This window comes from Bacillus sp. LUNF1 (genome assembly GCF_011008975.1).
Lineage (GTDB): Bacteria > Bacillota > Bacilli > Bacillales > Bacillaceae > Bacillus > Bacillus velezensis.
In genome coordinates, this window is sequence record NZ_CP048876.1 from 3,053,138 (window position 1) to 3,079,000 (window position 25,863).

19 protein-coding genes are annotated in these 25,863 nt (G+C 49.4%); 3 read left to right on the forward strand and 16 right to left on the reverse strand.

Annotated features, from left to right (window positions below):
- Nucleotides 1–12 precede the first annotated feature (12 nt).
- The 14 genes from G4O42_RS15100 to G4O42_RS15165 form a co-directional block, all read right to left on the reverse strand.
- Nucleotides 13–564 (reverse strand): cysteine hydrolase family protein, encoded by a 552-nt coding sequence (locus G4O42_RS15100; RefSeq protein WP_003152033.1) that lies wholly within the window; start codon nt 562–564, stop codon nt 13–15.
- 96 nt (nt 565–660) lie between these two features.
- A complete protein-coding gene (locus G4O42_RS15105; protein WP_003152031.1) occupies nt 661–1,059 on the reverse strand; it encodes a YueI family protein in 399 nt (132 codons plus the stop codon).
- A 65-nt stretch (nt 1,060–1,124) separates the two neighbouring features.
- Nucleotides 1,125–1,373: a YueH family protein gene (locus G4O42_RS15110; RefSeq protein WP_003152028.1), complete on the reverse strand. Its 249-nt coding sequence runs from the start codon at nt 1,371–1,373 to the stop codon at nt 1,125–1,127.
- A 71-nt stretch (nt 1,374–1,444) separates the two neighbouring features.
- Complete coding sequence (locus G4O42_RS15115) at nt 1,445–1,666, reverse strand: spore germination protein (protein WP_014418768.1); 222 nt, start codon at nt 1,664–1,666, stop codon at nt 1,445–1,447.
- Nucleotides 1,667–1,727: 61 nt separating this feature from the next.
- Nucleotides 1,728–2,834, reverse strand: a complete 1,107-nt coding sequence (locus G4O42_RS15120; protein WP_014418769.1) for an AI-2E family transporter — start codon at nt 2,832–2,834, stop codon at nt 1,728–1,730.
- A gap of 136 nt (nt 2,835–2,970) precedes the next feature.
- On the reverse strand, nt 2,971–3,207 hold the full coding sequence (locus G4O42_RS15125; RefSeq protein WP_014418770.1) for a DUF2642 domain-containing protein: 237 nt from the start codon (nt 3,205–3,207) through the stop codon (nt 2,971–2,973).
- 137 nt (nt 3,208–3,344) lie between these two features.
- Nucleotides 3,345–3,875: an HD domain-containing protein gene (locus tag G4O42_RS15130; protein ID WP_007613450.1), complete on the reverse strand. Its 531-nt coding sequence runs from the start codon at nt 3,873–3,875 to the stop codon at nt 3,345–3,347.
- 164 nt (nt 3,876–4,039) lie between these two features.
- Entirely contained in the window at nt 4,040–4,771 is a 732-nt protein-coding gene (locus tag G4O42_RS15135; protein WP_032876789.1) for a (S)-benzoin forming benzil reductase, read from the reverse strand.
- A 60-nt stretch (nt 4,772–4,831) separates the two neighbouring features.
- Nucleotides 4,832–5,305 (reverse strand): type VII secretion protein EssA, encoded by a 474-nt coding sequence (gene essA, locus G4O42_RS15140; protein ID WP_015418112.1) that lies wholly within the window; start codon nt 5,303–5,305, stop codon nt 4,832–4,834.
- Nucleotides 5,306–5,312: 7 nt separating this feature from the next.
- A complete protein-coding gene (esaA, locus tag G4O42_RS15145) occupies nt 5,313–8,438 on the reverse strand; it encodes a type VII secretion protein EsaA (protein WP_032876786.1) in 3,126 nt (1,041 codons plus the stop codon).
- Nucleotides 8,435–12,910 (reverse strand): type VII secretion protein EssC, encoded by a 4,476-nt coding sequence (gene essC / locus G4O42_RS15150; protein ID WP_032876783.1) that lies wholly within the window; start codon nt 12,908–12,910, stop codon nt 8,435–8,437. The genes esaA and essC overlap by 4 nt, the downstream gene beginning before the upstream one ends.
- A 54-nt stretch (nt 12,911–12,964) precedes the next feature.
- Nucleotides 12,965–14,251, reverse strand: coding sequence for a type VII secretion protein EssB (gene essB, locus G4O42_RS15155; RefSeq protein WP_032876983.1), 1,287 nt, complete (start codon nt 14,249–14,251; stop codon nt 12,965–12,967).
- Nucleotides 14,252–14,265: 14 nt separating this feature from the next.
- The gene (gene yukD, locus G4O42_RS15160; protein WP_007408690.1) at nt 14,266–14,505 is read right to left on the reverse strand and encodes an ESX secretion system protein YukD; all 240 of its coding nucleotides are present in this window, start codon (nt 14,503–14,505) and stop codon (nt 14,266–14,268) included.
- 75 nt (nt 14,506–14,580) lie between these two features.
- Nucleotides 14,581–14,874 carry a WXG100 family type VII secretion target gene (locus G4O42_RS15165; protein WP_015418116.1) on the reverse strand — a complete coding sequence of 98 codons (294 nt, stop codon included), beginning with the start codon at nt 14,872–14,874 and terminating at the stop codon, nt 14,581–14,583.
- Nucleotides 14,875–15,189: 315 nt separating this feature from the next.
- On the opposite strand from G4O42_RS15165, the gene G4O42_RS15170 reads away from it, so the two are divergent.
- From G4O42_RS15170 to G4O42_RS15180, 3 genes are all read left to right on the forward strand, one after another.
- The gene (locus G4O42_RS15170; protein ID WP_032876780.1) at nt 15,190–16,419 is read left to right on the forward strand and encodes a sporulation transcriptional activator AdeR; all 1,230 of its coding nucleotides are present in this window, start codon (nt 15,190–15,192) and stop codon (nt 16,417–16,419) included.
- A gap of 103 nt (nt 16,420–16,522) precedes the next feature.
- On the forward strand, nt 16,523–17,653 hold the full coding sequence (gene ald / locus G4O42_RS15175) for an alanine dehydrogenase (protein ID WP_003152011.1): 1,131 nt from the start codon (nt 16,523–16,525) through the stop codon (nt 17,651–17,653).
- Nucleotides 17,654–17,770: 117 nt separating this feature from the next.
- Nucleotides 17,771–18,448 (forward strand): YukJ family protein, encoded by a 678-nt coding sequence (locus G4O42_RS15180; RefSeq protein WP_007613467.1) that lies wholly within the window; start codon nt 17,771–17,773, stop codon nt 18,446–18,448.
- Between the two features lie 44 nt (nt 18,449–18,492).
- Here the strand turns inward: G4O42_RS15180 and G4O42_RS15185 are convergent, their stop codons facing one another.
- Nucleotides 18,493–18,708 carry an MbtH family protein gene (locus G4O42_RS15185; protein ID WP_032876777.1) on the reverse strand — a complete coding sequence of 72 codons (216 nt, stop codon included), beginning with the start codon at nt 18,706–18,708 and terminating at the stop codon, nt 18,493–18,495.
- 17 nt (nt 18,709–18,725) lie between these two features.
- Nucleotides 18,726–25,853 (reverse strand): amino acid adenylation domain-containing protein, encoded by a 7,128-nt coding sequence (locus G4O42_RS15190; RefSeq protein ID WP_032876774.1) that lies wholly within the window; start codon nt 25,851–25,853, stop codon nt 18,726–18,728.
- Nucleotides 25,854–25,863 lie beyond the last annotated feature (10 nt).

The window sequence follows — 25,863 nt, forward strand, 5'->3', positions numbered from 1 at the left end:
TTTTCCCCTTCCTTACTCTGCCACTTGCGCTCCGATGCTGTTCTTAAAATGGGACAGGGCCCATTCATGCCCTTCCGGATTAAAGCTGGCCACAGCGTTTTGATGAATGACGATCTGAAAGCCCTTGTTGTAGGCATCAACCGCCGTGTGAAGAACGCAGATGTCCGTGCACAGGCCCGCAAGATGCAGCTCAGTGATCTGCCGTTCCCGCAGTTTCAGCTCTAAATCCGTTCCCGCAAAAGCAGAATATCTCGTTTTTTCCATATAATTTACGTTTTTTGCGTGTTTATGTTTCTCATAAAGAGGCGATAGCCTTCCGTACAGCTCTTTGCCCTCCGTGCCGTTGATATTATGCGGAGGAAACAGGCGTGTCTCGGGATGAAAGTCATCGTCTGCATCATGCGAATCTACCGCAAAGACAACGTAATCACCATTTTCTATAAATGCTTGCGTCAAACTGACAATCGTATCTTCAATCTGTCTCGCGGGTTCCCCGCAGGTTAATGCCCCGTTCTCAGCTGCAAAATCATTCGTATAATCAATGCATATAAATGCTTTTTTCATAGCCGGCCTCCCCGCCATTCATATGAAAACCATTATATCCTATCTCCACTTGTAAGTGAATTGGCATTGTAAAATGACAAACGGTGTTTTGCCCTTTTAAGATTTCAGGAGTGAGCGCTGAAAAATGTCATCCTGAACGTAAATGCCGTCAAGGTTCACGGCATAATCGGCGGCAAAAACCAGGCCGAGCGGCGTTTCGAATTGAAGGTCCGAAATGACGGAGCTTCGGACACCGGCAAGTGCGGCAAGCTTCATATATGGTGAATAAGCATGATACGGGAGCCTTCCGTTTATATAGAGCACCGCGTCTTTTCGGCTTTTCAGCGCCTGTTTCACTTCTTCATACGGCTGCTTTTGCAGCACCTGCCCCTTCGTCAGGGCAATGATGACTCTTTCACGGAGCGAGCCTAAAAATAAATGGCGCTCATCCGGTTTCGTCTGCAGAGGGCCGTACATCCCCTGCTGTAAATAAAGGTCAACCGTTTTGTCGCTCATCGGCCTGTCCCTCCTCAGCTTGTTTTACAATTATCGCCCCGGACGGGACGCGGTAAACCGCTTCGTTACATTTCAGCCACCCAATGGGAGATCTTGCCGGCGAGCTCTCCGGCGGGCTCTTCTTCAATCAGCTTGCTGAACGATTGTAAAAGCCGCTGCGCCAGCGCCTTTTTCTCTTCCTCATAGGAAATGATCGTGCTCCACTCAAGTTCCGGAACGGCTACAAGGGTATGCTGTTCTTTTTTATTTTCATGCAGATATACATCACCGATCATTCCGGACTGCACGGTAATATTCGCTTTTCTGATTTTCATAAAAATTCCCCTTTTATAAAGACTGATTCTATTATACTACAAAAAAGCGACAGCCTCCTAAAAGGAGGCTGTCACGCGTTAAACCAATCAGGTTCGTCAAACACATCGATGTCTTCAAAGCGCGTTTTGCTGAATTTATTAGTGACTTTGATAAAATCTCCGGAATGAAACGCCCCTGCCCCCGCGCCTGAGTGGTCAACGGCTTTGGGAGAAATGGCAAACACGTCACCGAAGCTCGCCGCAGCGTCTCCGGCTAAACTCATAATATAAATCGGTCCCACAATTGCAGGCATACCCACACCTCCGCTTTTCTTTACAGCATTTTATGCGCTGCATCGGGAGTTGTGCCCGTTTTTATTTCGGCTTGCGGCTGTCTTCAAGCTTTGACCGCTGACGAAGTTTGATAAGCCGGACGATATTTAAGACAAAAGCTTTTAAAACCGCGTAAACCGGCACGGCCAGAATCATTGCGAGAATGCCGCCGAAACTGCCCGCTCCGATAAGCAGAAGAATAATGGTGAGCGGGTGGGTATTGAGCCGTTTCCCAATCACAAGCGGAGAAAGCAGGTTCCCGTCAAGCTGCTGGACGACAACGACAACAATAACGGCAAACAGCGCCTTAGCCGGCGAATCCATAAACGCGATAATCACCGCGGGCGCCGCCCCGAGAAACGGCCCCAGGTACGGAATGATATTGGTGACGGCGATCACCATCCCGAGAATTAACGCATACTGCAGGCCGATGATCCAATATCCGATAAAGCATGCCGTTCCGACAAAGAGACAAATCAGCAGCTGGCCTTGGAAATAGGCGGCCAATGTGACATATAAGTCATTAAATATTTTCCGACCTTCCGCCCGGTAGGAAGAAGGCAGGATTTTGACCGCCAAGAGCGGAAACCGCCGGCCGTCCTTCAGCATATAAAACAAAATGAACGGAACGGTGATCACGACAAGCGTGATATTCGTAACGACGCCGAACACGGCCGACAGGCTTGCCGTAATATTTTGCGGAAGGCTTTGTAAAAATCCCGTCAGAGACTGCTGGATTTTTTCTATCGACACATAATCCTGCGTCATCATCCACGTAAACCATTTGGAATGGGATAATTGCGCCGTCAAGACTTGAATCTGATGAATGTAATCAGGGAAATTGTTAATCAGCCCCGTGACCTGGGAAGCCACAATCGGTCCGATGGCGGTGAACATAAAGGCAATCAGGCCGATGAAAACGAGATAAATGAGCAGGATCGCCAATGTCCGGGGGATTTTTTTCTCAAGCAGGCGCACGATCGGATTAAAAATGAAAAACAAAATGCCCGAGATCAAAATCGGAAAAAACAGAGTGGTGATAAAACCGAAAAACGGCTGAAAAATAAACGAGACTTTCGTTGATACGTAAATAATGAGCAAAACGAGCAAAATTTGCAGCGTCCAAAAATGGACCTTTGATTTCAACAAGCGGTTTCCTCCTATTGTCATGTGAACTTGTACTGTGATTGTACCAAAAAAAGCCGCCGTGCATCTATGTATCTCAAAAAAGAAGACGCACCGGGGTTCTATAGGGCCGCCTCCGGTTTGCGCCTTATTCGGGCTGTTACACGCGTTCGGTATAATCAGGCATGACGGAAACCACATGGCGGTTTCTGATATAAAATACACGGTCATGCGTTTCTTCAATGGCGATGTGATCCGGAGTGGCATCAATCAGCCGTCCTCTGATAATGCGTCTGACGGTTTGAATGATAAACCTTGAGCCGATAAGCTTATGGATGGTCTGATAAACGTAAGGGTCCACTAACGAGACGATTTGCGGGCTTCCTTGATGGGCCATTTTCGCTGATCCCCTTTACTATGTTTTCCTTCAGCATATGCAGCGGACAAAGGCTTTGACACAGTACGTCTATCGGAGCGGAAAAGGTGTTAGTGAGCATGCGGAGTTATGTAAGCGGAAAAGGCCGCATGAGTGGCCTAGACTGAGCTTCTTATGGGATATTGGGCTTGGTCAATTAACTGATCAAGCTTTTGGATTTGTTTGAGCGCGGCCGTGTGATCCATTTGGCGGTAATGGTGATGTCCGCCGGGTTCTTCATCGAGTTCATCCGCTTGTTTCACGATTTGCTGGAGCGTATTCTTGTCCAGTTCGCCTTCAGGCAGATAGGAATCGGTGTGAAGCAGAATCGCCAGCGCAATGTCCTTCGCCGCTTTCGGTTCTTCACCGAGCCGGATGAGCAGCTTATGCGCCCGTTCCGCGCCTTTAATGGCATGGATATCGTTTCTTCTGTACTTTTCATAATCCCATTTGCCGTCTGTGTACCATTCATAATGGCCGACGTCATGCAGTAAAGCCGCTTTCGCCGCAAGATCCGGGCTGACACCTGCTTTTACGGCAAGACGGTATGCATGAAACGCGCAGGCGATCGCATGTGCGACACCGGAACGCTGTAAATACTTTTGTGCGATTGGATGGGTGAAGACATCCATTAACGTTACATTTCTCATGGAAACCCCTCCTTATTTATATTTTTAGAATCCTAACATAAATCGAGAAGAAACTCAATTCATCTGATACATTTCTTATACCCCTTATACGTTGTTTCATTCATCATATGCCGCCGGACCCCGAAGTGATTGTACAAACAAAAAAGAGCAGCGTGAACGCTGCTCTACAAAAATTCTTTGATATCGTATATCCGTCCGTTTTCCGGCTCGCCCGCGACCAGTGAGTGAATGACGCCGGCGATGTATTCAGGACTTCTGAGGTTTTTCGTTTCTTTCAGATTGCGGAACCGTTCGATGTCATGAAAATCTTCTTTTGACGAAGAACGGATGACAGCCTGCATGTCTGTATCCATCACTCCCGGCGAGAATGAGATCATGCGGACCGGCAGTTCTTCATCTTCCTGTTCAAACCCGAATGTTCTCGTAAACATATCAAGCCCCGCTTTTGAGCTGCAATACGCGCTCCAGCCTTTATAAGGATTTTTCGCTGCGCCCGATGTGATGTTGACAATTGTTTTGCTGCCGCTGAACGCTTCGAAACGCTTTGTGAACATTTGGCTGAGCAAAACGGGCGCCGTCAGATTAAGGGTGTAATGGCGGTTTAATTCTTCGGCGGAAGCCTCTTTCGCCCGCTTGATCGGTTCCACCATTCCGGCATTGTTGATCAGTGTGACAGCGGAGTACCCCTTCTCCTCTGCTTGATCAAGAATCGCCTTCATCTGCCGCCCGGTATCTGCCAGATCGGTTAAATCAACACTGTATTCTGTCAGCCCCTCGCGCTTTTCCCCGCTTATCGTTCTTGAAAGCGCGGCGACTTCGGCTCCTTCTTGAAGCGCCTGTTCCGTAAGCGCCCGGCCCAAGCCTTTTGACGCGCCTGTTATAAGAAAAAACTGCATGAAACTCCTCCTTTTTTTCTTATTTTACGGGCTGTCTTCCCGCAAACACAAGCGATCCGTTTACCGCTTTGCCTTTTCCTGCGCCGTGACTTTCGGGATCAGATAGATCATCGCCGCAATCCCGAGGAGGATCAAGACGGCATAAATGACAGGAAGCAGATAAGAAGTCTTTTTCTCTTCCGTTTCCATATCTGCCGAGGTATGCCGCACCGCAGGCTCGGCAAATGTGATACCCAGTTTTTTCGATTGCGCTTTGATCGTATTCGGCTCCGTGTCTGACGATGTAAACAACTTTGATATCAGTTTGTCATCCGGGTTTTCGGCCGGCTGATCAAACGTGATATCCTTCTGTTCTTTCGGAAGCGCCGTTTTTTCCTCAGAGTAGGCATCGTCGTGCAGGTAATCCGTACGAATTTCAATGTCTTTCTTTTCATATTCATTCGGCTTGACATCAGTATTTTCCTCATTCGCGGCTGCGGCTTGGGGAAGGAAAAGGAAAAAGGAGAGAGCAAACAGCAGCAATCCTTTTTCCATGATTGTGTTACGCCTCATAAGACTGATCACTTTCCTCCGTTTTTTCCGCAAACAGCCGAATGACGAGCGGAAGCGCCGCCGCAATCAGCGTAATGATCGCAAGAACCGTTACCCCCATCGCAAACAGATGCCCCGTTCCGTATTGAATATCGATATAGACTTTCGAAACCGGACTGTCAAAGGTGAAGTTCGGCATAATCAGGTCGATCAAAGGCGCCACATAAAAGAGAATGAGCGCGGATGATGCAATCCATCCGGTAATCGAGCCGAAGACAAAGGCTGCCCGGATAAAAGCAGAACTCGCCGCAAGCAAGAGAATCGTAAAGACTGACCATTTAATCGTCTGATCATCCGGAAGCGAGTAGATATTCAGACCGAACAGACTGATCATCAATCCGACCATAATGTTTAAAATCCCAAAGAGCGCGCCTTTGACAAGAAGCGGCGCCTGCTGATAATACGAGCTGAAATAGCCGATCAGAAGACTGCTGATCAGGACGATCACCAAAATGACGACCGGCGGAACATTCTGAACCCGGTCTTCCGGCACCTCTCCGCTGATTTTAAGCGGGTTGGCGAGATAATCGTAAACGTAGCCGTTTTCCTGTCCATCAACGAGCGCGTTCCCTAAAATGCCGTACACGTCATTTCTGATCAATTTCGTGGAATCGACGTTTTTGCCCCAGTTGCTGTTTAAGGTGTCCGCTTTTTGCTGGACGTCATTTACGCTTTGCTGCATATTGTCGGTATAGCTGATGATGCCGGACTGGCGTTCTGACAGATGGCCCATCGTGTCAGACATTTGCAGGACTTCGCGGCCGACGGTATCCTGAGCGCCGAGCGCCATCGTTCCGGTTAATCCGTCTCCGCTGAATGCGGCCGCTTCCTGCACAGCGCCTTCAGCCAGCTGATCGGATGCTTTCGCCGCGCTGTCTGAAATGCTGGCGAGCTCATCGAGCACTCCGGCTTGTTCATCTCTGATATACGAACTGTAGTTATCCGAGAATTCGGTCATGCCTTTAATGAAATTGCTGATGTCTTCATCTGTCTGCATCTTGTTCTTTTTCAGGTTTTCCCAGCTTGCCGTTTCCACCGGTTTGATGGCGAGAACGGTTTGAACTTCGCCTTGCTGGGCTTTCAGCACCCTGTTTTTCACATCAGGCAGCGGGCCCGCGTCAAGAGAGTGATAAAGTGTCGCCTCATACAGGGATAAATCATTATAGTAACTCATTAAATCGGATATTTCTTTTGTATTGATGTCAGCGGCAAATATCTGTTCAAGAGCAGATTTGCGGCCGCTATCCAATGACGGGTAGTTCAGAATGTTCTGTTCTGTTTTTACAATCATTCTGTAAATGGTATTGAAATCTTGTTCTCTCTTTCCTTCTGATTCTTCCAGCTTTTTCTTTAATTTGTCTGCCCGTTTTTTGACGTCATCAATCTGGTCTTGAAGGCCTTGGATTTCTTCATCAAGAGCATCGAGACGTTTTTTCAGTTCTTCATTATGAGTCTGCTGTTTCTCTTCCAGCTCTTTTTCAATTTGCTGAATGCGCTCTGCGGCTTGGTTCAGCCTTTCTTTCGCCTCAGATATGTCCGTGCCGCCGTCCCCTTCAGAATCGTTTGGATCGTCCGCCGGCTCATCAGCAGGCGGAGTGACGTTTTTAGCGGCAGTGGCGGTCTGGACGGTTTTTGGCTCCTGATCGCTTGTGTTATCGGAGGCAGGCTGCTCTTCTTTTGTACCGTCTTCCGTTTTTCCGTCTTCTCCGGGATTTGTTCCGTTATTCGGATCGGTATCGCCGGAGTTTTCACCGTCATCACCTTGGCCCGGTTTTTCAGGGGCCGGATTTTCTTTTTCCGGTTCTTTTAATCCGTCAGAAATGTGATTGATTTCAGCGGAGATGCGCTTTAATTCGTCACGCTGATCATCAAGGTCAATTTTCAGATCGCCGGGATTTTCTTTTTCCGGTTTTTCTTCTTCTTTCGGTTCATCCGATCCGTCATCACCCGGGTCCTTTTCCGGAACGGTTAATGCCTGCCGATCCCTTTTCATAAGGGTTTGGATGCTGTTCAGTGTTTCAAATCTTGCTTGAGCTTTATATTGAGTCAAAAAATTGTTCAGTAAATTAGATTGAATATCTGCCATCCCGCGTTCCTGATCAGGAACCTGCGCTTCTCTCACCTGTTGGGCGGCAAGAAGAGCCGATCCTGTCTGGTCAAGCTGTGTCTGCGCCCGGTTTATGCCTGAAGACAGCCCGCTCATCATCGTGCTGAACTGGTTGGCGGCCTGCTGTGCTTTAATGGCATTCAGTCCGGTTGTGATTTGCTTTTGATTTTGTTCCTGCGCGGCCATCAGCAGTTTTTTCTGATTTTCTTGATATTGTTTATAGCGCTCGACCGTATCGGCAAAGTCTTTGAGCGTGGTTTTGGCTTCATCTGCCGAAGTCAATTTTTCTTTTGCCGCGCCCTGCGCTTCATTCATTGATTTTTTCAGTTCGTCAATCAGGTCTTTTTGCCGCTTGATTTCACCTGCCAAGTCATTGGAGCTCGGCTTGTAAAAATTGTACATGACGTTTTGAAACTCTGATTCTTTATTGACGATCTTGTCAAAATCGCCTCGGACATTGTTCACTTTTTGTGAGACGAAATTCCAATATAATGCCGACATTTTTTTATTCATTGATTTTTGGGCGTCTTCTAGCTCACGCTGCACTTTTTCTTTGTTGACGGCGTTCAGGTTGCTTTGAATATTGAATGTCAGCGTGGCTTTTTGCGGGCGCTCCTTGTCATAGCTTAAGATGTCTTTTGAAAAATCGGAGGGAATGTAAACGACGGCGTCATACTTCTTAGCCGCCAGACCGTTTTCAGCCGCGCTCCTGTTGACAACCGTCCATGAATAATCCGGACGGCCGCCAAGAGCGGCCGCTACTTCTTTGCCGAAATGGACGGATTCCTCTTCCTCATTTTCATCTGTTTGTAAGCCCATATCTTCATTCACGACTGCGATTTGGCGGGTGGCGTTGATTTTTTGTTTTCCCGGGTCATCGCCGATAAACCGGAAAAACAGCACCGGCAGCAGCAGAATGATGACGACCGCGGCTATTAATTTGATCAGGCTTTTTCGTTGTTCAGTCATCTGACGGCCTCCCTTTCCGCTGAACATAAAGGTATTTGGATTTTTTGCTCCTTCCCGTTTTCAACCAAATAGCCGAAGCCCGGCTGAATGTCCGGTTCCTGCCTTTGGTAAGGCAGCGGAATGACATTTTGTTCGGATTTTTTCACAAGCAGCATCGCGTGGCGGATCTGTTTCATTTCCGTCGTTAAGGAATCATAGCCTTTTGAGAATTCGCTGTGATTGCCCGCCGGGATAAAACTGAAGCCCACATGCGCGTAAGATTTCATAAACATCGCCAGTTTGTCCTGAATGGCGGTGTCGATCGTCTGCTGGAATCTTGTAATGCCGTCGGCCATTAACACGACCGGAGAGAAACTGAGTTTGTGCACATCGCCATTTTTGACGGCCTGCGCATACTGAGCTTCGCGCTCCGTGAAAATGGCTTCTGCCGTTTCGATCCACTGCCGGACGTCTTCTTTTGTATCCAGATAGCTGACCTTTGTTTCCTGCGCATACTGCGACAGTCCGCGGTCAATCGAGTCAAACAGCCCGACCCGTTCCGTACCTTCACGCAGCAGGTGATTCAGCATCACTTTCAGAATGTTTGTTTTTCCACGCTGTGTCTGGCCCAAAATAAGACAATGTTTATTTTTGCCCAGATCAAAGTACACAGGGCTGACCTTTTCCTCATGAAGCCCGACAGGAATGCGGAACGGTTCTTGATCCGGGCCGAGACGGAGTGAAAATTCTCCGGCCGTCAGCCTATCCGGAAGCATCGGAATCGGGTGTGGGCCGGCTGTTCCGGCGTGGCGCTCAGCTAAAGCTTTTACATCATCTTTCAGCGCCTGGAACATCTCGAGGTCATTTTCCGCTTCAGCCGGAAGAAACATTTGCGCGAAATACAGTTCTTCTTTTTGGATCATGACGCGGCCCGGGATCGGTTCGAGACTGAACGGCGGACGCCCGTAAATGGAGTATCCTTCTGACTGATCCATTAAATAATGGACGACTTTCGTTTTTATGTTGTTTAACAGCGACTGGCGGACGGCGTTTACCCTCGTTGCGGTCAGCAGGAAGTAAATGCCTAAGCTTTGCCCGTCGCGTGAAATCTGGATAAATTCCGTTTCTAATTCATGCATTTCATCTTTTACGATGTCGAAATTGTCAATTGTGATAAATATAAACGGCAGCTCTTCTTCACTGAGCGAATTGTACATTTTGATATGGCTGACTTCTTTTTCTCTGAACAGCCGTTTCCGCCGCTCGATTTCTTCCTTGATGCGGATCATGAATTTTTCGATCTTTCTCATTTGATCCATTAAGAAATAGTCTGCGGTGTGCGGAAGCTTTGCCAATGGCAAAAGCGTGCCGTTTCCGAAATCAAAGATGTACATATGAAGCTCTTCCGGCGTGTATCCTTCCGCGAAGTTCATCAGGAAGGTGATGGCAGCCACTGACTTGCCGTAGCCGGATGAGCCGAAAATGCCGATGTTGCCGTCATCCATCATCGTATAAGCGAGAGGCGCCTGTCTTTGCTGATCAGGCTCATCCACGCAGGCGATGAAGAAGCGGTCTTTTTCCTGCGCAGGGTAAAGCGTGCGCGGGATACGTTCGGCAAGCGGCGGAAGCCACGGGCTCGGCAGCTTTTCAATGCCCATTTCATTTTGAATCCGCTCGATTTCTTCGACTACGGCTTCTATTTCTGCCGGGGCGTCTTTTTTCGCCGCATCATCCGCGTCCACCTCAGACAGCGGAATTAAGCCGGTGTCGGTAACGATGGCAATGTCATCCTCGGTGCCGTATACATCTTCCATGTAAGGGGCGCCGCTCCAGGCAGACTGGAACTGCTCATACACTTCGTTATTTCCGACTTGCAAGTAGCCGCGTCCGGTGACCGTAATATTCGCCGCATCACTGTTTTTCAGGATTTCTTTACTGTCACTTGCATCCTGCACTTTCAGCGCGACCTTAAAGCGTGAGTTGCTCCATATTTGGTCGTCAATGATGCCGCCCGGCTTTTGCGTGGCGAGAATTAAATGCACACCAAGGCTCCGTCCGATGCGGGCCGCGCTGACAAGCTCCCTGATAAAGTCAGGCTCTTCGCTTTTCAGCTCGGCGAATTCATCTGAAATCAAAAACAGGTGCGGCATCGGAATATCCGTTTCTCCCTGTTTATACAGCTTTGTATAGTCATTGATGTGATTGACGCGATATTGATCAAACAGACGCTGCCGTTTTTTCAGCTCGCTTTTAATGGATGCAAGCGCCCTGATACTGAAGTTTCTGCTTCCTTCAATATTCGTGATGGTCCCGAGAAGGTGCGGCATCTTGCGGAACGGCTGGGCCATTCCTCCTCCCTTATAGTCAATCAGCAAAAACGCCGCTTCATGCGGGTGAAAGTGAACTGCCAATGACAGGATGTACGTTTGCAGAAATTCACTTTTCCCGGAGCCGGTCGTTCCCGCCAGCAATCCGTGCGGCCCGTGCGCTTTTTCATGCAGGTTTAAATAGACGATGTCGTCTTTTCCTTTATAGCCGATCGGAACAGCCAGCGATTTTGCAGACTCACTTGTCTCCCACTTCTGCCTGATGCCGATTTCTTTTACTTCCTTCGCATGAAACAGCTCCAGAAATGAGACCGTTTCAGGAATGGAATTCGTCATTCCGACCTGATGATGCAATGTCCGAAGCGTCCGGGAAAAACGCTCGTTGTTTTTCCGTTCGTGCCTGTCCAGCTTAAACGGGATCTGCACCGCTTTTTTCTGCTGAATGAGAATGTCTCCCTCATCTTCATTAATGTAGCGGACGAGGGTGTGAATGTTTTCCGCCAGGCTTTCCTTCGTTTCCGCGGCGATGATTGCCGAGATGCCGAGATGCTCATGCCGGCCTTCGATGTATTCTAAAATGACGTGCTCTGCGATCAGCTGCTGATTTGTGATGACAAAGACAAAATGCGGCTGGAAGATCTTCTTTTCTTTATCTTCTTCCAAATCCCGCTCACGCAGCAGCTCGTAAATGGACGATAACAATTGATCGCGGGTCTGTTCATTGTAAATAAATCCTTTCGCGTACATATGAGGCAGCTGAAATTGCGGCAGCCACTTCATCCATTCCCATTCCTTATATTCGTCCTCATGAAAGATAAAGACAAACCGCAGATCATGGTAGCTGTTGAAGAACGCGAGCTGGCCGATCAGCTGGTGAATTTCATTTTTGACGATCTGAGGTTTCCCGACAAGCCCCATCGGCCCTTCTTGTAAATCAACAGTCACGGGCGCATGGCGGATATCTTTATACACGCGCTGCATGTGCTGCGACTGCTCCATCAAGTCATCCACATCACGGTTCGCCAGGTCTCCGCCGCTCATTGAAATCTCGTAGCTTGCCGGGACCGTGCCCGTTCCGAGCCGAAGCATCAGAAAATCCCTGCTTTCCAGCGATTTCTCCCAAATGCGGCCGCTGATTTCAGAGGTTAAATATTTCATTTTTTCAAACGTGGGAAAATGATGCGTCAGCACTTGCAGCTGTTTTTCCGACAGCGCCTGAAGTTCTTTCCTTTTGTTTTCTAAATACTGCTTGTACACACGCTCCCGCTTCTCCTCCCGTTTTTTCCGCTGGTTTTTTTCACGGAAATACTGCACGGTGGAGGTAATGAGAGTCATCATAAACATCGCCAAAGAGACTAGGATGAATATGCCCCTCGGCTGTATAATGGCGACAACCCCCATTACAATCAGCATGACCAAAGGAGGCAGAATGACGAGCCACAGCCCCCGGTTATTCTGTTCGCTTTCCTGCGAGGGAAAGCTGAATGAAACGCGGTCTTCTGGAAGATCGTAGACCATGCGCGGCGTTCTTCGATATTGCGGGTATTTCTTTTTCATTTCGGTGCTTGGTTTTACCGTTTTGGTTAAACCGGTATGAAGCTTTTCGTGATGAACGGCTTCTAAAAGGTCGTCCTCCGTCAGCCTCACACGCAGAAAATTCCACAGCAGCTCATCTCCCGTCCGGAGCCTTCCTTTAGCTTCTGCAAGCTTTCCGTTCACATAAACGTCTTGGCCATCAGGGACGACAGACCAGCATCCTCCCGACTTTCGCAGATAAAAAGCCCCTGTTTGAGCGGAGGACGGCTCTTTGTATATATCCGCTTCCTCTATTTCTGATGAGAAAACGATCTCATCCTTCCCGCCGATAAAATAAACGGAGGATTCTTCTTTGTCAGGGGTGAGCAGAAGCCGCATCGTCTCTTCTTCAATCCGGCAGGGCATTTCATTTCCTATTGTCAATTCGCCGGCACAGTTATTTCCCAGGAAAACATCATAACGATCTGTTTCTTTTCGATAAAGGGTTGCGGCGTTTTGCCGTAATGGAAGTGTGCCGACCGTGATAGTATCTTTCATATCCGGACCGATCGTAATCGGCTGAGACGGCGGGAGTTCAGACAGCTGAATCTTTTGTACGTGCTCTCGGTAAAAAACCCATAACAGACTCATATGGCGAACCTCCTGACAGCCTGATCGTTACCTGCGGCCATTTGATGTGTGCTGTTATTTTTTTTCATCTTTTTTCTCATCTTTCTTGTCGTTCTCTTTGTTATCTTTCGCTTTGTCTTGTTTGCTTTCATCCTGTCCGGCGGAAGCTTCGGCGGTGTCACCGTTTTCCTCCGCTTCTTTATGCTGCTCCTCCGCCTCTTTTTTCGCCTTCGCAAGCTCGCTTTCCACGGCGTCCAGTTCTTTCTGCTTTTCGTCGTCTTTCATACTGTCATCCGCTAATAATTGCTGTTTATATTTTGTAAGTCCGAGCCAGATGTACGGGTTGTACTCAAGATTGCGGCCGATTTTGATGGCTTCTTCATTTTCCCCTCTGCCGATATCAATCCAATAAAGGAAGTGCTTCGGGTCTGATTGCAGCGTCACCAGATTCCCGATGTTTTTCCGCTGTTCTTCCCTCAGATTTTCAACTGCCACATAAGAGGAAGCAAGCTCGTACTGGACAGATTCCGGGAGGCTTTCCGCATCGTATTTAGCGAGTGTGTCAATGACTTTGCTGTACTGCTGATTTAAAAAATAGCGGTTGCTTTCCGTAATTGCCTCTTGCTTTGGCTGGGCGAAAAACAGAACGTATAAGGAGTAAAGAAGTGTCGGCACAAGGAGGACGGCAAGCGCCAGACCGGCGTATCTTTGGATTTTCCATTTCTTTTTCGGCAGTTTTATGTATGTCTTGTCCCTTTCTTCGAGGGAATCAATTGCGGTTTGAATGGTTTCTTCCAGTTCTTCAATCGTCTCCGCCTCTAGCACGCTTTTCACCTCAGGAGAGAAGTGAAGCGTCTCCTTGTACTTCAAATATTCATCGAAGGTGTACGCCCCGTCAGCTGCAAGCGCCGCACAGGCTTTGAGCTCTTTTAACACCCTTTCTCTATCTTCCTCATAAGGCGGAAGGCTCTCCTTTACGCCGTAATGAAGAAAGTAAGGCGTCAGCGCTTTATCAAACACGATATTTTCAGGGGCGGCAATCAGATTGAGACGTTTCAGCTTATGCTGTTTCACGGCTTGGACGAGACGGTAGGCAAATTGCCACCTGCTTTTTTTATCTTTTCCTTTTATATAGCGGAAAGCCTGATAAGAAGAAGGAGGTTTGATTGTGATGGTTACTTCGTCTTCTGAAACTGAGACCTCTTTTTGAAAAAAAGGATCAGCATCTTTAATCACGTTTGCTTCCAGCCCGTCAAGAAGCTTGATTTTTTCCCGCTGGAAGGTGAACGTGAAGCCTGATTCGGTTTCTTCCCGGACGGCGTCTAATTCTGTTTCTAAATAAGATCGGTTATGATCTGTCATTCCACCATGTCCTTTCATAAAATTTCAAGGCGGTCTCCGTTCGTAATGCCGCAGTCAGATAGCTTTTGTTCTCCGGAAAAAACGGCTTCTTTATTGACCACTCTGATCCAATAGCCTTCACGCGGCGGAACAGATACATGCTGAGCCTGCCGGGCAATATCGATGACTTTTTTCACAGAATGGTAATCTGACAATCTGAGATCGAAGACGCTGCCGTTATAATGTGTTAAATCTATTGTAATATCGATATACATATTCATATCACCCTTACATAGAAAGAGCGCCGTCTTCTTGATTGAATCAGGCGCTCCGTTTCTTCATTCATCTTATTATCCGCGAATTTGGTTAGCGATATCTTGGTCAGTAGACTCAAGCGTATTTGCCGTTTGATCGAGCTGATGATTCACATCTTGAAGCAATTCAGACATTTTAATAAATGAAGGTTTCAGCTGCTCATATTGATCTGCAAATGCTTCACTTGAAGCACCTTCCCACATGCTTTTCAAATCAGAAATCATGCGGTTCAGGCGGTCAACCTGATTCATGACTTCCTGACTTTCAACGCCATATTGCTTAGCCATCGCTCTTAGCTCTTCGGGTGTGACACGAATTAATCCAGACATATTCCTTATACCCTCCTGTGTCATCAGCCTAAATATGGGCTAATTCACTTATTTTTTGAACGTCATTATTATAAAAACAACCATTCGGCACAGTCAAACAAATCTGTTTTAATTTTACAAAATGAGTCTTATGATATATTGGATTTTTCGGTATATTTACACATTTTGTAAATGAAGTAGTATGATTTTCTCATTATTTTCGTTTTCATCGAATGATCTTATTGTCCTAGTCTATTTCCCTGCAAAGATGCCTTTCAGTCTGAAAAGCAAGATGGTAAGATCAAGATATGAAGCTATGAAAAAGTAGGGATACAGATGACCAATCCAAAGGATCCATTTAAGTACAGTTTCGACAGGCTTGAAGATGTTGCCGACCATATCAGTGAAGTTCTTCAATGCCCCATTACAATAGAAGACGTTAATCATAAACTGCTTGCATACAGCACGCACAGCGATTGTACAGATCCGGCCCGGACGTCGACGATTATCGGGCGGAGGGTGCCGGAGAAAGTCATCAACAAACTGTGGAAAGACGGAACCATTCCGGCTCTTTTAAAAACGGACCAGCCGATCAAAGTGAAAGAAATTGACGAGGTGGGCCTAAGCAACCGCGTGGCGATTTCCATCTGGAAAAACAGTCAGGTTCTCGGATTTATTTGGGCGCTTGAGATCAAAAAAAATCTCAATGACGAAGATCTGAAGACACTTCAGCTGGCAGCCAAAGCGGTGCGGAACAAACTTTTGCACCTGCAGATCCGCAAAACGAAAATCGAAGAGCGGGGCCAGGAGTTTTTTTGGAAAATGCTGACCGGCCATATTTATCAGGAAGCCGAGATGGCCGAAGGGTTTCATAAGCTCGGAATGGCGCTGCCGTCCGTGTTCAGCGTCATGATCATCCGTTTACATGATGAGCTGACTGAAAAGACAGAACAGCAGCTGCAATATTTGCAGGAAACGACACAGCAGATTCATGTCATGCTGGCGACTGTCGATTCAAATGAATTAATCTTATTAGCCGCGCCGAAAACCGATCAGCCTTTTAAAGATTTAAAGCACTTCGCCCTTCATATTCAAAAACAGCTGAAGGAACGATATAAAATTGAGGATGCGTCGATTGCGGTCGGCGGTATTTACGAATCGATTTCTTACGTTTACCGCTCCTATCAGGAAGCGCTTTCCGTATTAAAAGCGAAAGAGCGGTTTGTGAGAGAAACCAAACACCTTTTCAGCTTCTCGGAACTCGGCATTTATCAGTACCTGGATGTGTTGGATGAAAAACGCAAGCACAGCGGCTATATGAACTATTCCCTCTCAAAGCTTGAGCAGTATGACAGGGAGCACCAAGCCGATATGGTAAAAACGCTCGAACATTTTATTGATGCCGACAGCAACGTCAACACCGCCGCTAAAGCGCTTAACATCCATGTCAATACATTGAATTACAGGCTGAAAAGAATCAGCCAGATCGCAGAAATCGACTTAAAAAATGTGAATGAAAAGTTTACGATTTACCTTGATATCAAACTTCGCAGCATGGGTTCGTGAAATTTCACAAATCCGTGTTTTTTTATTTTCTGTTTCAAACAAAGAATTTTCGCAAAAATCGCGCTACACTTGAAGTATCACACAAACATTGGGGGAAACAGACATGATTATCGGGGTTCCAAAGGAAATCAAAAACAATGAAAATCGAGTGGCATTAACACCTGGAGGCGTTTCACAGCTTATCGGAAACGGCCATCGGGTTCTTGTGGAATCCGGAGCGGGACTCGGAAGCGGCTTTACAAATGAAGATTACGTATCAGCAGGGGCGGAAATTCTGGAGGACAGAAAGCAAGTATGGGATGCGGAAATGGTCATGAAGGTAAAAGAACCGCTGGCTGAAGAGTATGCGTATTTCCGTCAAGGTCTGGTCTTATTCACTTACCTTCATTTAGCTGCAGAGCCGGAATTAGCTAAAGCGCTTACAGAAAAAGGCGTGACAGCTATCGCGTACGAAACGGTAACGGACGGACGTTCCCTTCCGCTGCTTACGCCGATGTCCGAAGTGGCCGGCAGAATGGCCGCGCAGATCGGGGCTCAGTTTCTTGAAAAACCAAAGGGCGGAAAAGGAATTTTATTAGCCGGCGTACCGGGTGTATCCCGCGGAAAAGTCACGATCATCGGAGGGGGCGGCGTCGGAACAAATGCCGCGAAAATGGCTGTCGGACTCGGTGCCGATGTGACAATGATCGATTTAAACGCAGACCGCCTGCGTCAGCTTGATGATATTTTCGGGCATCAGATTAAAACCTTGATGTCAAACCCTGTAAATATTGCAGATTCCGTCGCGGAAGCGGATCTTCTGATCTGCGCCGTGCTCATCCCGGGAGCCAAAGCGCCGACTCTCGTTACGGAAGAAATGGTTAAACAAATGAAACCGGGTTCCGTCATTGTTGATGTTGCCATCGATCAGGGCGGCATTGTGGAAACCGTTGATCATATTACAACCCACGATAATCCGACTTACGAAAAACACGGCGTCGTTCACTACGCTGTCGCCAATATGCCGGGCGCCGTACCGCGTACGTCTACGCTCGCATTAACGAATGTAACCGTTCCTTACGCGCTTCAAATCGCCAATAAAGGCGCGGCACAAGCCATTGCAGACAGCCCTGCGCTTAAAGCGGGCTTAAATACGGCTAACGGACATGTCACGTATGAAGCGGTAGCCAAAGACTTAGGCTATGACTACGTGCCTGCTGAAAAAGCAATGCAAGGTTCGGCTGCAAAAGCTTAATAGATATGAAGAGGACAGCCTGATCAGCGGGCTGTCCTTTTTTCTTTCTCATAAAAGGAAAAACGGCCCCCTGTCTCGAATATCAATTCATATCCCGAAAGAAAAAGGAGGATTCATATGGCTGTTCAGCACTATGGTGTATTAAAAGGCACTGTGTCAGATATGAAAAGGGAAACAGATGATGATTCTCCGCATTTTCAAGTCGAGGTGCTAGGCGAGCCTGATACGCGCTATCGCTGTGCGATCAATGTCATGTCAAGTTCAAAAGAATCAGAGGTTCTGTATGCGGCACGCGATCATTTTGACGCAAGCGCGATCACCCTGCTGCCCAACATTCCGTATGGATATACCCCAATTGATGAAACCAGCCGTGAGCTGGCGCTGGATTATGTCCGCGGCGGATTGTTTGATCCCCGGAACATGGTGCCCCTCCCGCATGAAGTCACCGGTCCGGATAATGACTTAAATGACTTTATTGAGACGTACATGCAAAAAGCCAAATCAGAAAAAGCCACCGTCTATATTTACGGCTCTAAATTCGGGCCGGAGCCGGGCGCTGATAAGATTTTCGGGTTCAAGCCGACAAACGGCATGCATAATATTCATATGAATCAGGGAAACCCAATTGATACACGCTGGAAGAAGGATAACGGAACGTGGCACGACGGCGGTATTTTAATCCAGTTTGCAGACCAGTGGGCCGCGGTCTTTTTGGCTTTTCTGTCTCAGTCATGGTGCACGAATGAAGAAGGCCACCCTTATACATTTTGTGATCATACACAGCTTAACGGCTGATGTCCGCATAAAAAGCCTGCCGAAATAACGGCAGGCTTTTCTTATTACATTTTAGCGGTTTCGTCCTGTTTCAGGCTTTCCGGCCTCATATCACGCCAGTTTGTTTCAATATATTCGAGACAAACGGGGCGGGTTTCATTCGTGACGCGGGTTTCCCAGCCGTCCGGCACATCCAGATAGGCCGGCCACAGTGAGTACTGGCCTTCAGCATTGACGAGCACATGGTATGAGCCGTCTTCCCGTTCAAATGGATTTGTCATATCATTCTTTCCTTTCTCTACCGGACTGTACGCCGTCCGTTTAATTTCTCTGCCAGAATCGCGCCGATGTCGGCAAGCGGGCCCGGCTGGCACATATCTTTATGGCGGCAGTCTAAGTCATACCGCTCGATATTCCCCGTAATATACGGTTTCCAAGTATCCGGCTCAATCGGGTCAAACCACTCCGGAATAATCGTGGATCTGAAGAACAGCACATCTCCGTGGAACGGCTTCGGCTTGTATGTTCCTAACAGCCCGACAGAATTAATGTACGTGTCTTTCAGATTCATCATCACTGACTCGTCCAGGCTGGCTAATGCGCTTCCCTCACGGCGGAGAATGGTCAGCGCGGTGTCAAAATCAAGCGGCTGATCCCCGAGGCTGTCCGGGTCGTACCCTCCCAGGGCAAGCAGCGCGATGACGGCTTCCTCGTCATCAGGCGCATTTTTTATCGGCAGAAAATGATTCGGATACGCGTCAAGCATCACCAAAAGCGAAACCTCTTCCCCCCGGCTCTGTAATTGTGTCGCCATGGCCTGAATGACATTCCCTCCGAGAGACCAGCCGAGCAGACGGTACGGCCCTTTCGGCTGCACGGTGCGGATTTTTTCAATATAATCCGCCGCCATGTCATCTAAGCTTTGCGGAAGCGGTTCTTTTTTTCCGATGCCTCTCGCCTGTAAGCCGTATATCGGATAATCAGCCTCTAAAGAAGACATCAGCCCGGCATAACACCAGCTGAGACCGCCGGCCGGATGGACACAGAACAACGGTGTTTCTTCTCCTGCCGTTCTGAGCGGAAGAAGAACATCAAGCGCGCTTGCGCCCGTTCCTGACTCAAGTCTTTCAGCAAGGCTTGCCACCGTAGGAGCTTCAAATAGTGTTCCGATACTGAGCTCGGCTCCCATCGCTTCCCGAATACGGCTCATTAAATGAACCGCAAGCAAAGAATGGCCGCCTAAATCAAAAAATCTGTCATCAATACCGACACGCGGCAGATGAAGCACCTCTGCGAACAGCTCACACAGCATTTCTTCCTGCGGCGTTCTCGGTCCCCGGCCGGTGACCTCCGTTTGGAAGTCAGGCGCAGGGAGCGCTTTTCGGTCAAGCTTTCCATTCGGTGTCAGCGGCAGTTCATTCATTTGGACAAAAGCTGACGGAACCATGTAATCCGGCAGGCTTTCTTCGGCAAACCGGCGCATGTCCCCCGTGTCCAAGGTGCTGCCGGCAGATCGGACAAGGTAGGCGGCCAGCCGTTTATCTCCCGGCCGGTCTTCACGGACGACTACGGCGGCATCCTCGACATCCGGATGTTTGACGAGAACCGCTTCGATTTCTCCCAATTCAATCCGGAAGCCGCGGATTTTAATCTGGTGGTCCGCCCTGCCCATATAATCAAGAGAACCGTCCGTCCGCAGGCGGGCTAAATCCCCCGTCCGGTACATTCTCGTTCCCGGCGGGCCGTACGGATCAGCCACAAAGCGTTCGGCGGTCAGGCTTTGCCGCCCTAAGTAGCCGCGTGCCACGCCTCCTCCGGCAACATACATTTCGCCAGTGATGCCCGGGGGCACAGGCTCCAGCCGGTCATCAAGCACATATACGTTCAGATCAGGAATACCGCAGCCGATGAGGCTGTTTGCTCTCAGTTCGGCAATGTTTTTGTCTAATTCAAGGTAACTGACGTGCACCGTCGTTTCCGTAATGCCGTACATATTCACGAGCACCGGCTGATTGTCTGCGTGGCGGCTGTACCAATCCTCAAGCCGGCTCAGCTCAAGCGCCTCGCCGCCGAAGATGATATATCTGAGTGCGAGCTGACGCCCCAGCTCTTTGTGTTCTTTTTCCGCATGCATCAGCTGGTAAAACGCTGACGGCGTTTGGTTAAGCACGGTCACCCGCTCTTTCACGAGAAGATGTAAAAACGCTTCCGGCGATCTGCTGATGTCATGCGGCACGACGACGAGACGTCCGCCGTGAAGCAGCGGCCCCCACATTTCCCAGACAGAGAAATCGAAAGCGTAGGAGTGAAACATCGTCCATACATCATCAGAATGAAAGTGATACCAATGCCGCGTCGACTCAAACAGCCGGATAACATTGCTGTGCGGAATGATGACACCTTTCGGCACACCTGTTGATCCCGACGTGTAAATGACATAGGCCGGGTGAAGCGGTGACAGCGGACGAATACGGTCGGCATTCTCAGGGTTCGTGACGGCATATTGCCGAAGTGTTTCCTTGTTCTGCGGATCATCCAAGATGAAGGCCGGCATGCCGCTTTCGATAGAGAGCTTACTTGCGCCTTCACGATTGGTGAGCATAAATACAGGCTTGGCATCATGTAACATAAAAGCAATGCGGTCCGCGGGATAATCAGGATCAAGCGGCAAATACGCTGCCCCCGTCTTCAGGACGGCTAACAGCCCGACAATCATATCTAAAGAACGCGGCAGCGCCAGTGCGACAAACTGCTCCGGGCCGACGCCGCGGGCAATCATCATGTGCGCGAGCTGATTGGCTTTTTCATTCAGCTCTTTATAAGTGAGACCGCTCTCTTCAAATACTGCCGCCGTTTCATCCGATTTTGCGGCGGCCTGTATTTCAAACAGTTCAGGCAGTGTCTGCCGAGGCTGAATATGCTGTTTTGCCTGTTTAACCGGCAAAAGCTTCCGGCGCTCTTCATCAGAAAGAATGGTTAAGCTTCCGATCGGTTTTTCCGGATGTGATGCAGCATCTTCGAGCAGAAGAAGCAGGCGTCCGGCAAGTGCTTCGGCCGTTTCTTTTCTGAATAAGTCCGTACTGAACTCCAGCAGGCCTTCAATACCGGCAGGCGTGCCGTCGTCATGGCGCTGTTCCGCCAATTCCAGCGTCAAATCAAATTTGGACGATCCGACACTGCTGATTTGCAGGCTTGTTTCCATATCAGGAAGACTGAGTACAGGGTCAGGCGTATTTTGGAATGCGAGCATCACTTGGAACAGCGGATGTCTTGATCGGGAACGACTTGGATTCAATTCTTCCACGAGACGTTCAAACGGCACATCCTGATGTTCATATGCTGCGAGATTCATTTCTCTGACCCTTTCAAGGAGCTCACAAAAGCTCGGATCGCCAGAGGTATCGGTTCTCAGCACGAGTGTATTAATGAACATACCCACAAGGTCTCCCAATGCGTCATCACTGCGGCCGGCTATCGGACTGCCGATCGGAATATCGGTCCCTGCACCGAGCCGGGTCAGTAACGCGGAAAGCCCTGATTGAAGCACCATAAACAGGCTTACGCGCTGCTTTCTGGCAAGTGAGAGAAGACGGGCATGAAGCTCTTGGCCGATGTTGACCGGAATGACGCCGCCCCTGTAGCTTGATTCAGCGGGACGCGGAAAATCAGACGGCAGCTCCAGCTGATCCGGTACATTTTCAAGCGTTTTCTTCCAGAAATCCAGCTGGCGCGCAATTAAGCTCTCAGAATCAGACGCGCTGCCTAAAAGCTGCTGCTGCCAAAGCGCATAATCCGCATATTGAACCGCCAGCGGCGCCCATTCTGCTTTTTCACCTGTTTGCCGGGCGATATAGGCTATGGATAAGTCACGCATGAGCGGATTCAAGGACCAGCCGTCACCTGCGATGTGATGCAGGAGAATCATCAGCGTATACTCGCCGTCACCAAGATCAAACAGCTCAGCCCGGACGGCCGGCTCTTTAGCGAGATCAAACCGATATCGTGCCGCAGCGGCAAGCATGTCTTGGAGCTCGTTTTTGTCTGCACGTGTCACTGTAAACACAGGGCGGGCTTCTTCAGCAGATAAAATGAGCTGATGCGATGATCCCTTATTTTCCGGAAAAACGGTGCGCAGGCTTTCATGACGGCTGACCACATCGTAAAAGGCGTGTTTCAGCGCTGATTGGTCAAGCTTGCCTGACATGCGGACAATCACCGGAATGTTGTAAGTCGGGCTTGGCCCTTCAAGACAGTAGAGAAACCAAAGACGCAGCTGCGCAAATGACAGCGGGATGTGCTCCGGCCGGTCAAACGGCTTGAGCTTAGGCCGCGCACTCTTTGCGGTGTCAAGCTGTGCGGCGAGCCCGGCAACGGTCGGCGTATCAAACAGACGGCCGATGCCAAGCTCTGCGCCCATCGTCTCCCGAACCCGGCTCATCAGGCGTCCGGCTAAGAGCGAATGTCCGCCCAATTCAAAGAACCCGTCATCAATTCCGACCCGCGCGAGACCGAGAACCTCGGCAAACAGATCGCATAATATTTCTTCCTGCGGTGTCCGCGGCCCTCTGTCAGACAGGACAGCGGAAAAATCAGGTGCAGGCAGAGCGCTGCGATCGAGCTTCTTATTCGGCGTCAGCGGCAATTCCTTCAGCTGTACAAACGCGCCCGGCACCATATAATCCGGCAGGCTTTCGGCCATATATGCACGAAGTTCGCCGATATCAAGGGGCCGATCCGCGACAGCATAAGCCGCCAGCCGCTTATCTCCCGGCTGGTCTTCACGGACAATGACGGCGGCCTGCGAAATACCCGGATATTTCGACAGCACTGACTCAATTTCTCCTAATTCTATCCGGAACCCGCGGATTTTAATTTGGTGATCGGCTCTGCTGATATAATCAAGCGAGCCGTCCTCACGCCAGCGCACGAGATCTCCCGTCCGGTACATCCTCGCGCCCGCGGGGCCGTATGGATCGGCAATGAATCTTTCAGCTGTTAAATCAGGACGGTTATAATAACCTCTGGCAAGCCCCTCGCCCGCTATATAAAGCTCGCCCGCAATTCCCGGCGGGACGGGCTGCAATGCGGCGTCCAGCACGTATACCCGCGTGTTCCAAATCGGCTTTCCGATCGGAGGCGCCCCTGTATGGCCTTTTGCAAGCGGCTGTGCGGCCGACCAGATTGTTGTTTCAGTCGGCCCGTACAGATTCGTCACCGTACAGCCTGATTCAAGCAGAGCATGCATAAGCGCCTTCGGAAGCGCCTCACCTCCGACAAGCACCTGCAGCGCCCGGAGAGAATCCGGTTCATTGGTAACTAATGAATGCCACAATGTCGGCGTTGCCTGCATGATTGAAATACCGTATGAGTGAATCATGTGCGCAAGCGCCCGCGGTTCCTGAATCGTCTCTTTATGTGCGATAACGCACCCTGCCCCGCTGATGAGCGGAAGGAAGAGCTCAAGTCCGGAAATATCAAACGCCGCAGTCGTAACGGCAAGCAGGCGGTCTTGTTCGCCGAGCGGGAACATTTCCCGCATGGATAAGAGGAAATTGCTTACGCTTTTTAATGTCACGACTACGCCTTTCGGTTTGCCCGTTGAACCCGATGTATAGATGATATAAGCGGGGTGCAAAGGCGAACATTCCGCCTGAGCGGGACAGTCAGCATTTTGAGCGGCAACGGTTTTTACCGTATCCGGGTCATCGAGAATGATTCTTTTTGCATCACTGTCTTCCGGCATGCGGCCGGATAATTCCATCGTTGTAATCAGGCAGGCAGGCTGTGCATCTTTGAGCATGTATGTGATCCGCTCAGAAGGAAAATCAGGATCAAGCGGCAGGTATGCGGCTCCCGTTTTCAAAACGGCCAGCATGCTCACGGCCAACTCCTGTGACCGCGGAAGCAGCAAAGCGGCAAATTGTTCCGGTCCGAGCCCCTTTTCTTTTAGCATGCCGGCAAGCTGGTTCGCGCGCTTGTTCAATTCGGCATAGCTGAGCTCTTCGTTTTCGGTGATGATTGCCGGCCGGTCCGGTGTTTTTACGGCCTGTTCGTAAAACAGCTCCGGCAGACTTTTCTGCTTCTCGGCCTTGCGCGTGTCATTCCAGCTTTCCAGTACGCGGAGACGTTCACTTTCAAGCAGAAGGTTGAGTGTGCCGATTTTTTGTGTCTGGTCTTTCACAGCTGATTCCAACAGAAGCAGGAATCGTTTTTGATGGTTTTCAATATCTTCGGCGCTGTACACTTCCGGATTCGCATCAAAGTCCACACGCATTCCGCTTCCGTCCGCTCTGTCGTAAACGTTAATTGACAAATCATCAACGGGCCCGGCTGATAAGTTATGAACGGTCCCCCGCGCTCCGGCGAAGTCAAGCGCGTAGTCAAACGGCATCACATTGACTTGCGGGCCGAACAGCCTGCGATTTTCTCCGAGCAATTTAAGGTCGCGGCGCATGTCTTCATGGCGGTATTTCTGATGGCGCCGGATGTTTCGGATTTCTTTTGCCACTTGGCTGACGGCCTCATGAAAATTCATATCCGGGCGGAGAGAAAGCCGTAAAGGCAGAAGATTCATGACCATACTCGGAATATTCAGTGAAATCGAGCCGATCCGTCCCATCATCGGTAAACCGAGCACGATATCCCCTGCGTTTGTCATCCGGTGGACATATACCGCCGCTGCGGCAGTAACGGCTTCATGCCAGTTCGGAATCGCTTTTACATGCTGTAAAGCCGTTTCAGAAAGATAAGCCGTACTTCTCCGAAAACTTGTTGACGTTCGCGGCGCTCTTTCCGCCAAACTGACGACATCAGGTTCATCCGCAAATTTCTCCATCCAAAATTCCCGATCTTTCAGGAATTGATCAGACGCGCGGTATTCTTGTTCTTCTTTTACCAGCTCCTCCAAAGAGCCGAAGGAGCGCCCGTTATCCGGACGTCCTTCCCGTATTGCGGTGTACATTTGCGCCGTACGCCGTGCCAGCAGTGAAAAACCGTAGCCGTCTATCGCAATGTGGTGAATGCGCTGATACCAGAAAAAGCGTTCCGGTCCCGCCTGAAATAAAATGTCGCGGAACAAAGGCCCGGCCGCCATATCAACGGGCTCAGCCAAATCTGTCTGCATGAGTCTGAGTGCGGCCTGCTGCGGATCAGCTTCTGAACTCACATCTATGACATCGATCGCAGCCTCAAATGGAGGATTGATGATCTGCTTCGGCCCGTCTGCTCCCTCCTCGAAGCGGGCGTGTAATGACGCGGCTTCCGTCAGCACGCGTTCGAGAGCGGTTTTAAATATGTTCACATCGATCGCGCCGTTTATCTCAACGTACTCGCCTGTATTGTAAATCGGATTATCAGGATCAAGCTGCTGCGCAAACCAGATACCGGCCTGTGCGCCTGTCAGAGGCAGCTGTTGTGTATCATGCATTCTATTCTCT

What these genes read in the sequence shown, in the direction of transcription:
- G4O42_RS15100 (WP_003152033.1), bottom strand. Translation starts at nt 564, where the DNA reads ATGAAAAAAGCATTTATATGCATTGATTATACGAATGATTTTGCAGCT.
- G4O42_RS15105 (WP_003152031.1), bottom strand. Translation starts at nt 1,059, where the DNA reads ATGAGCGACAAAACGGTTGACCTTTATTTACAGCAGGGGATGTACGGC.
- G4O42_RS15110 (WP_003152028.1), bottom strand. Translation starts at nt 1,373, where the DNA reads ATGAAAATCAGAAAAGCGAATATTACCGTGCAGTCCGGAATGATCGGT.
- G4O42_RS15115 (WP_014418768.1), bottom strand. Translation starts at nt 1,666, where the DNA reads ATGCCTGCAATTGTGGGACCGATTTATATTATGAGTTTAGCCGGAGAC.
- G4O42_RS15125 (WP_014418770.1), bottom strand. Translation starts at nt 3,207, where the DNA reads ATGGCCCATCAAGGAAGCCCGCAAATCGTCTCGTTAGTGGACCCTTAC.
- G4O42_RS15130 (WP_007613450.1), bottom strand. Translation starts at nt 3,875, where the DNA reads ATGAGAAATGTAACGTTAATGGATGTCTTCACCCATCCAATCGCACAA.
- G4O42_RS15135 (WP_032876789.1), bottom strand. Translation starts at nt 4,771, where the DNA reads ATGCAGTTTTTTCTTATAACAGGCGCGTCAAAAGGCTTGGGCCGGGCG.
- essA (WP_015418112.1), bottom strand. Translation starts at nt 5,305, where the DNA reads ATGGAAAAAGGATTGCTGCTGTTTGCTCTCTCCTTTTTCCTTTTCCTT.
- esaA (WP_032876786.1), bottom strand. Translation starts at nt 8,438, where the DNA reads ATGACTGAACAACGAAAAAGCCTGATCAAATTAATAGCCGCGGTCGTC.
- essC (WP_032876783.1), bottom strand. Translation starts at nt 12,910, where the DNA reads ATGAGTCTGTTATGGGTTTTTTACCGAGAGCACGTACAAAAGATTCAG.
- essB (WP_032876983.1), bottom strand. Translation starts at nt 14,251, where the DNA reads ATGACAGATCATAACCGATCTTATTTAGAAACAGAATTAGACGCCGTC.
- yukD (WP_007408690.1), bottom strand. Translation starts at nt 14,505, where the DNA reads ATGTATATCGATATTACAATAGATTTAACACATTATAACGGCAGCGTC.
- G4O42_RS15165 (WP_015418116.1), bottom strand. Translation starts at nt 14,874, where the DNA reads ATGTCTGGATTAATTCGTGTCACACCCGAAGAGCTAAGAGCGATGGCT.
- G4O42_RS15170 (WP_032876780.1), top strand. Translation starts at nt 15,190, where the DNA reads ATGACCAATCCAAAGGATCCATTTAAGTACAGTTTCGACAGGCTTGAA.
- ald (WP_003152011.1), top strand. Translation starts at nt 16,523, where the DNA reads ATGATTATCGGGGTTCCAAAGGAAATCAAAAACAATGAAAATCGAGTG.
- G4O42_RS15180 (WP_007613467.1), top strand. Translation starts at nt 17,771, where the DNA reads ATGGCTGTTCAGCACTATGGTGTATTAAAAGGCACTGTGTCAGATATG.
- G4O42_RS15185 (WP_032876777.1), bottom strand. Translation starts at nt 18,708, where the DNA reads ATGACAAATCCATTTGAACGGGAAGACGGCTCATACCATGTGCTCGTC.
- G4O42_RS15190 (WP_032876774.1), bottom strand. Translation starts at nt 25,853, where the DNA reads ATGCATGATACACAACAGCTGCCTCTGACAGGCGCACAGGCCGGTATC.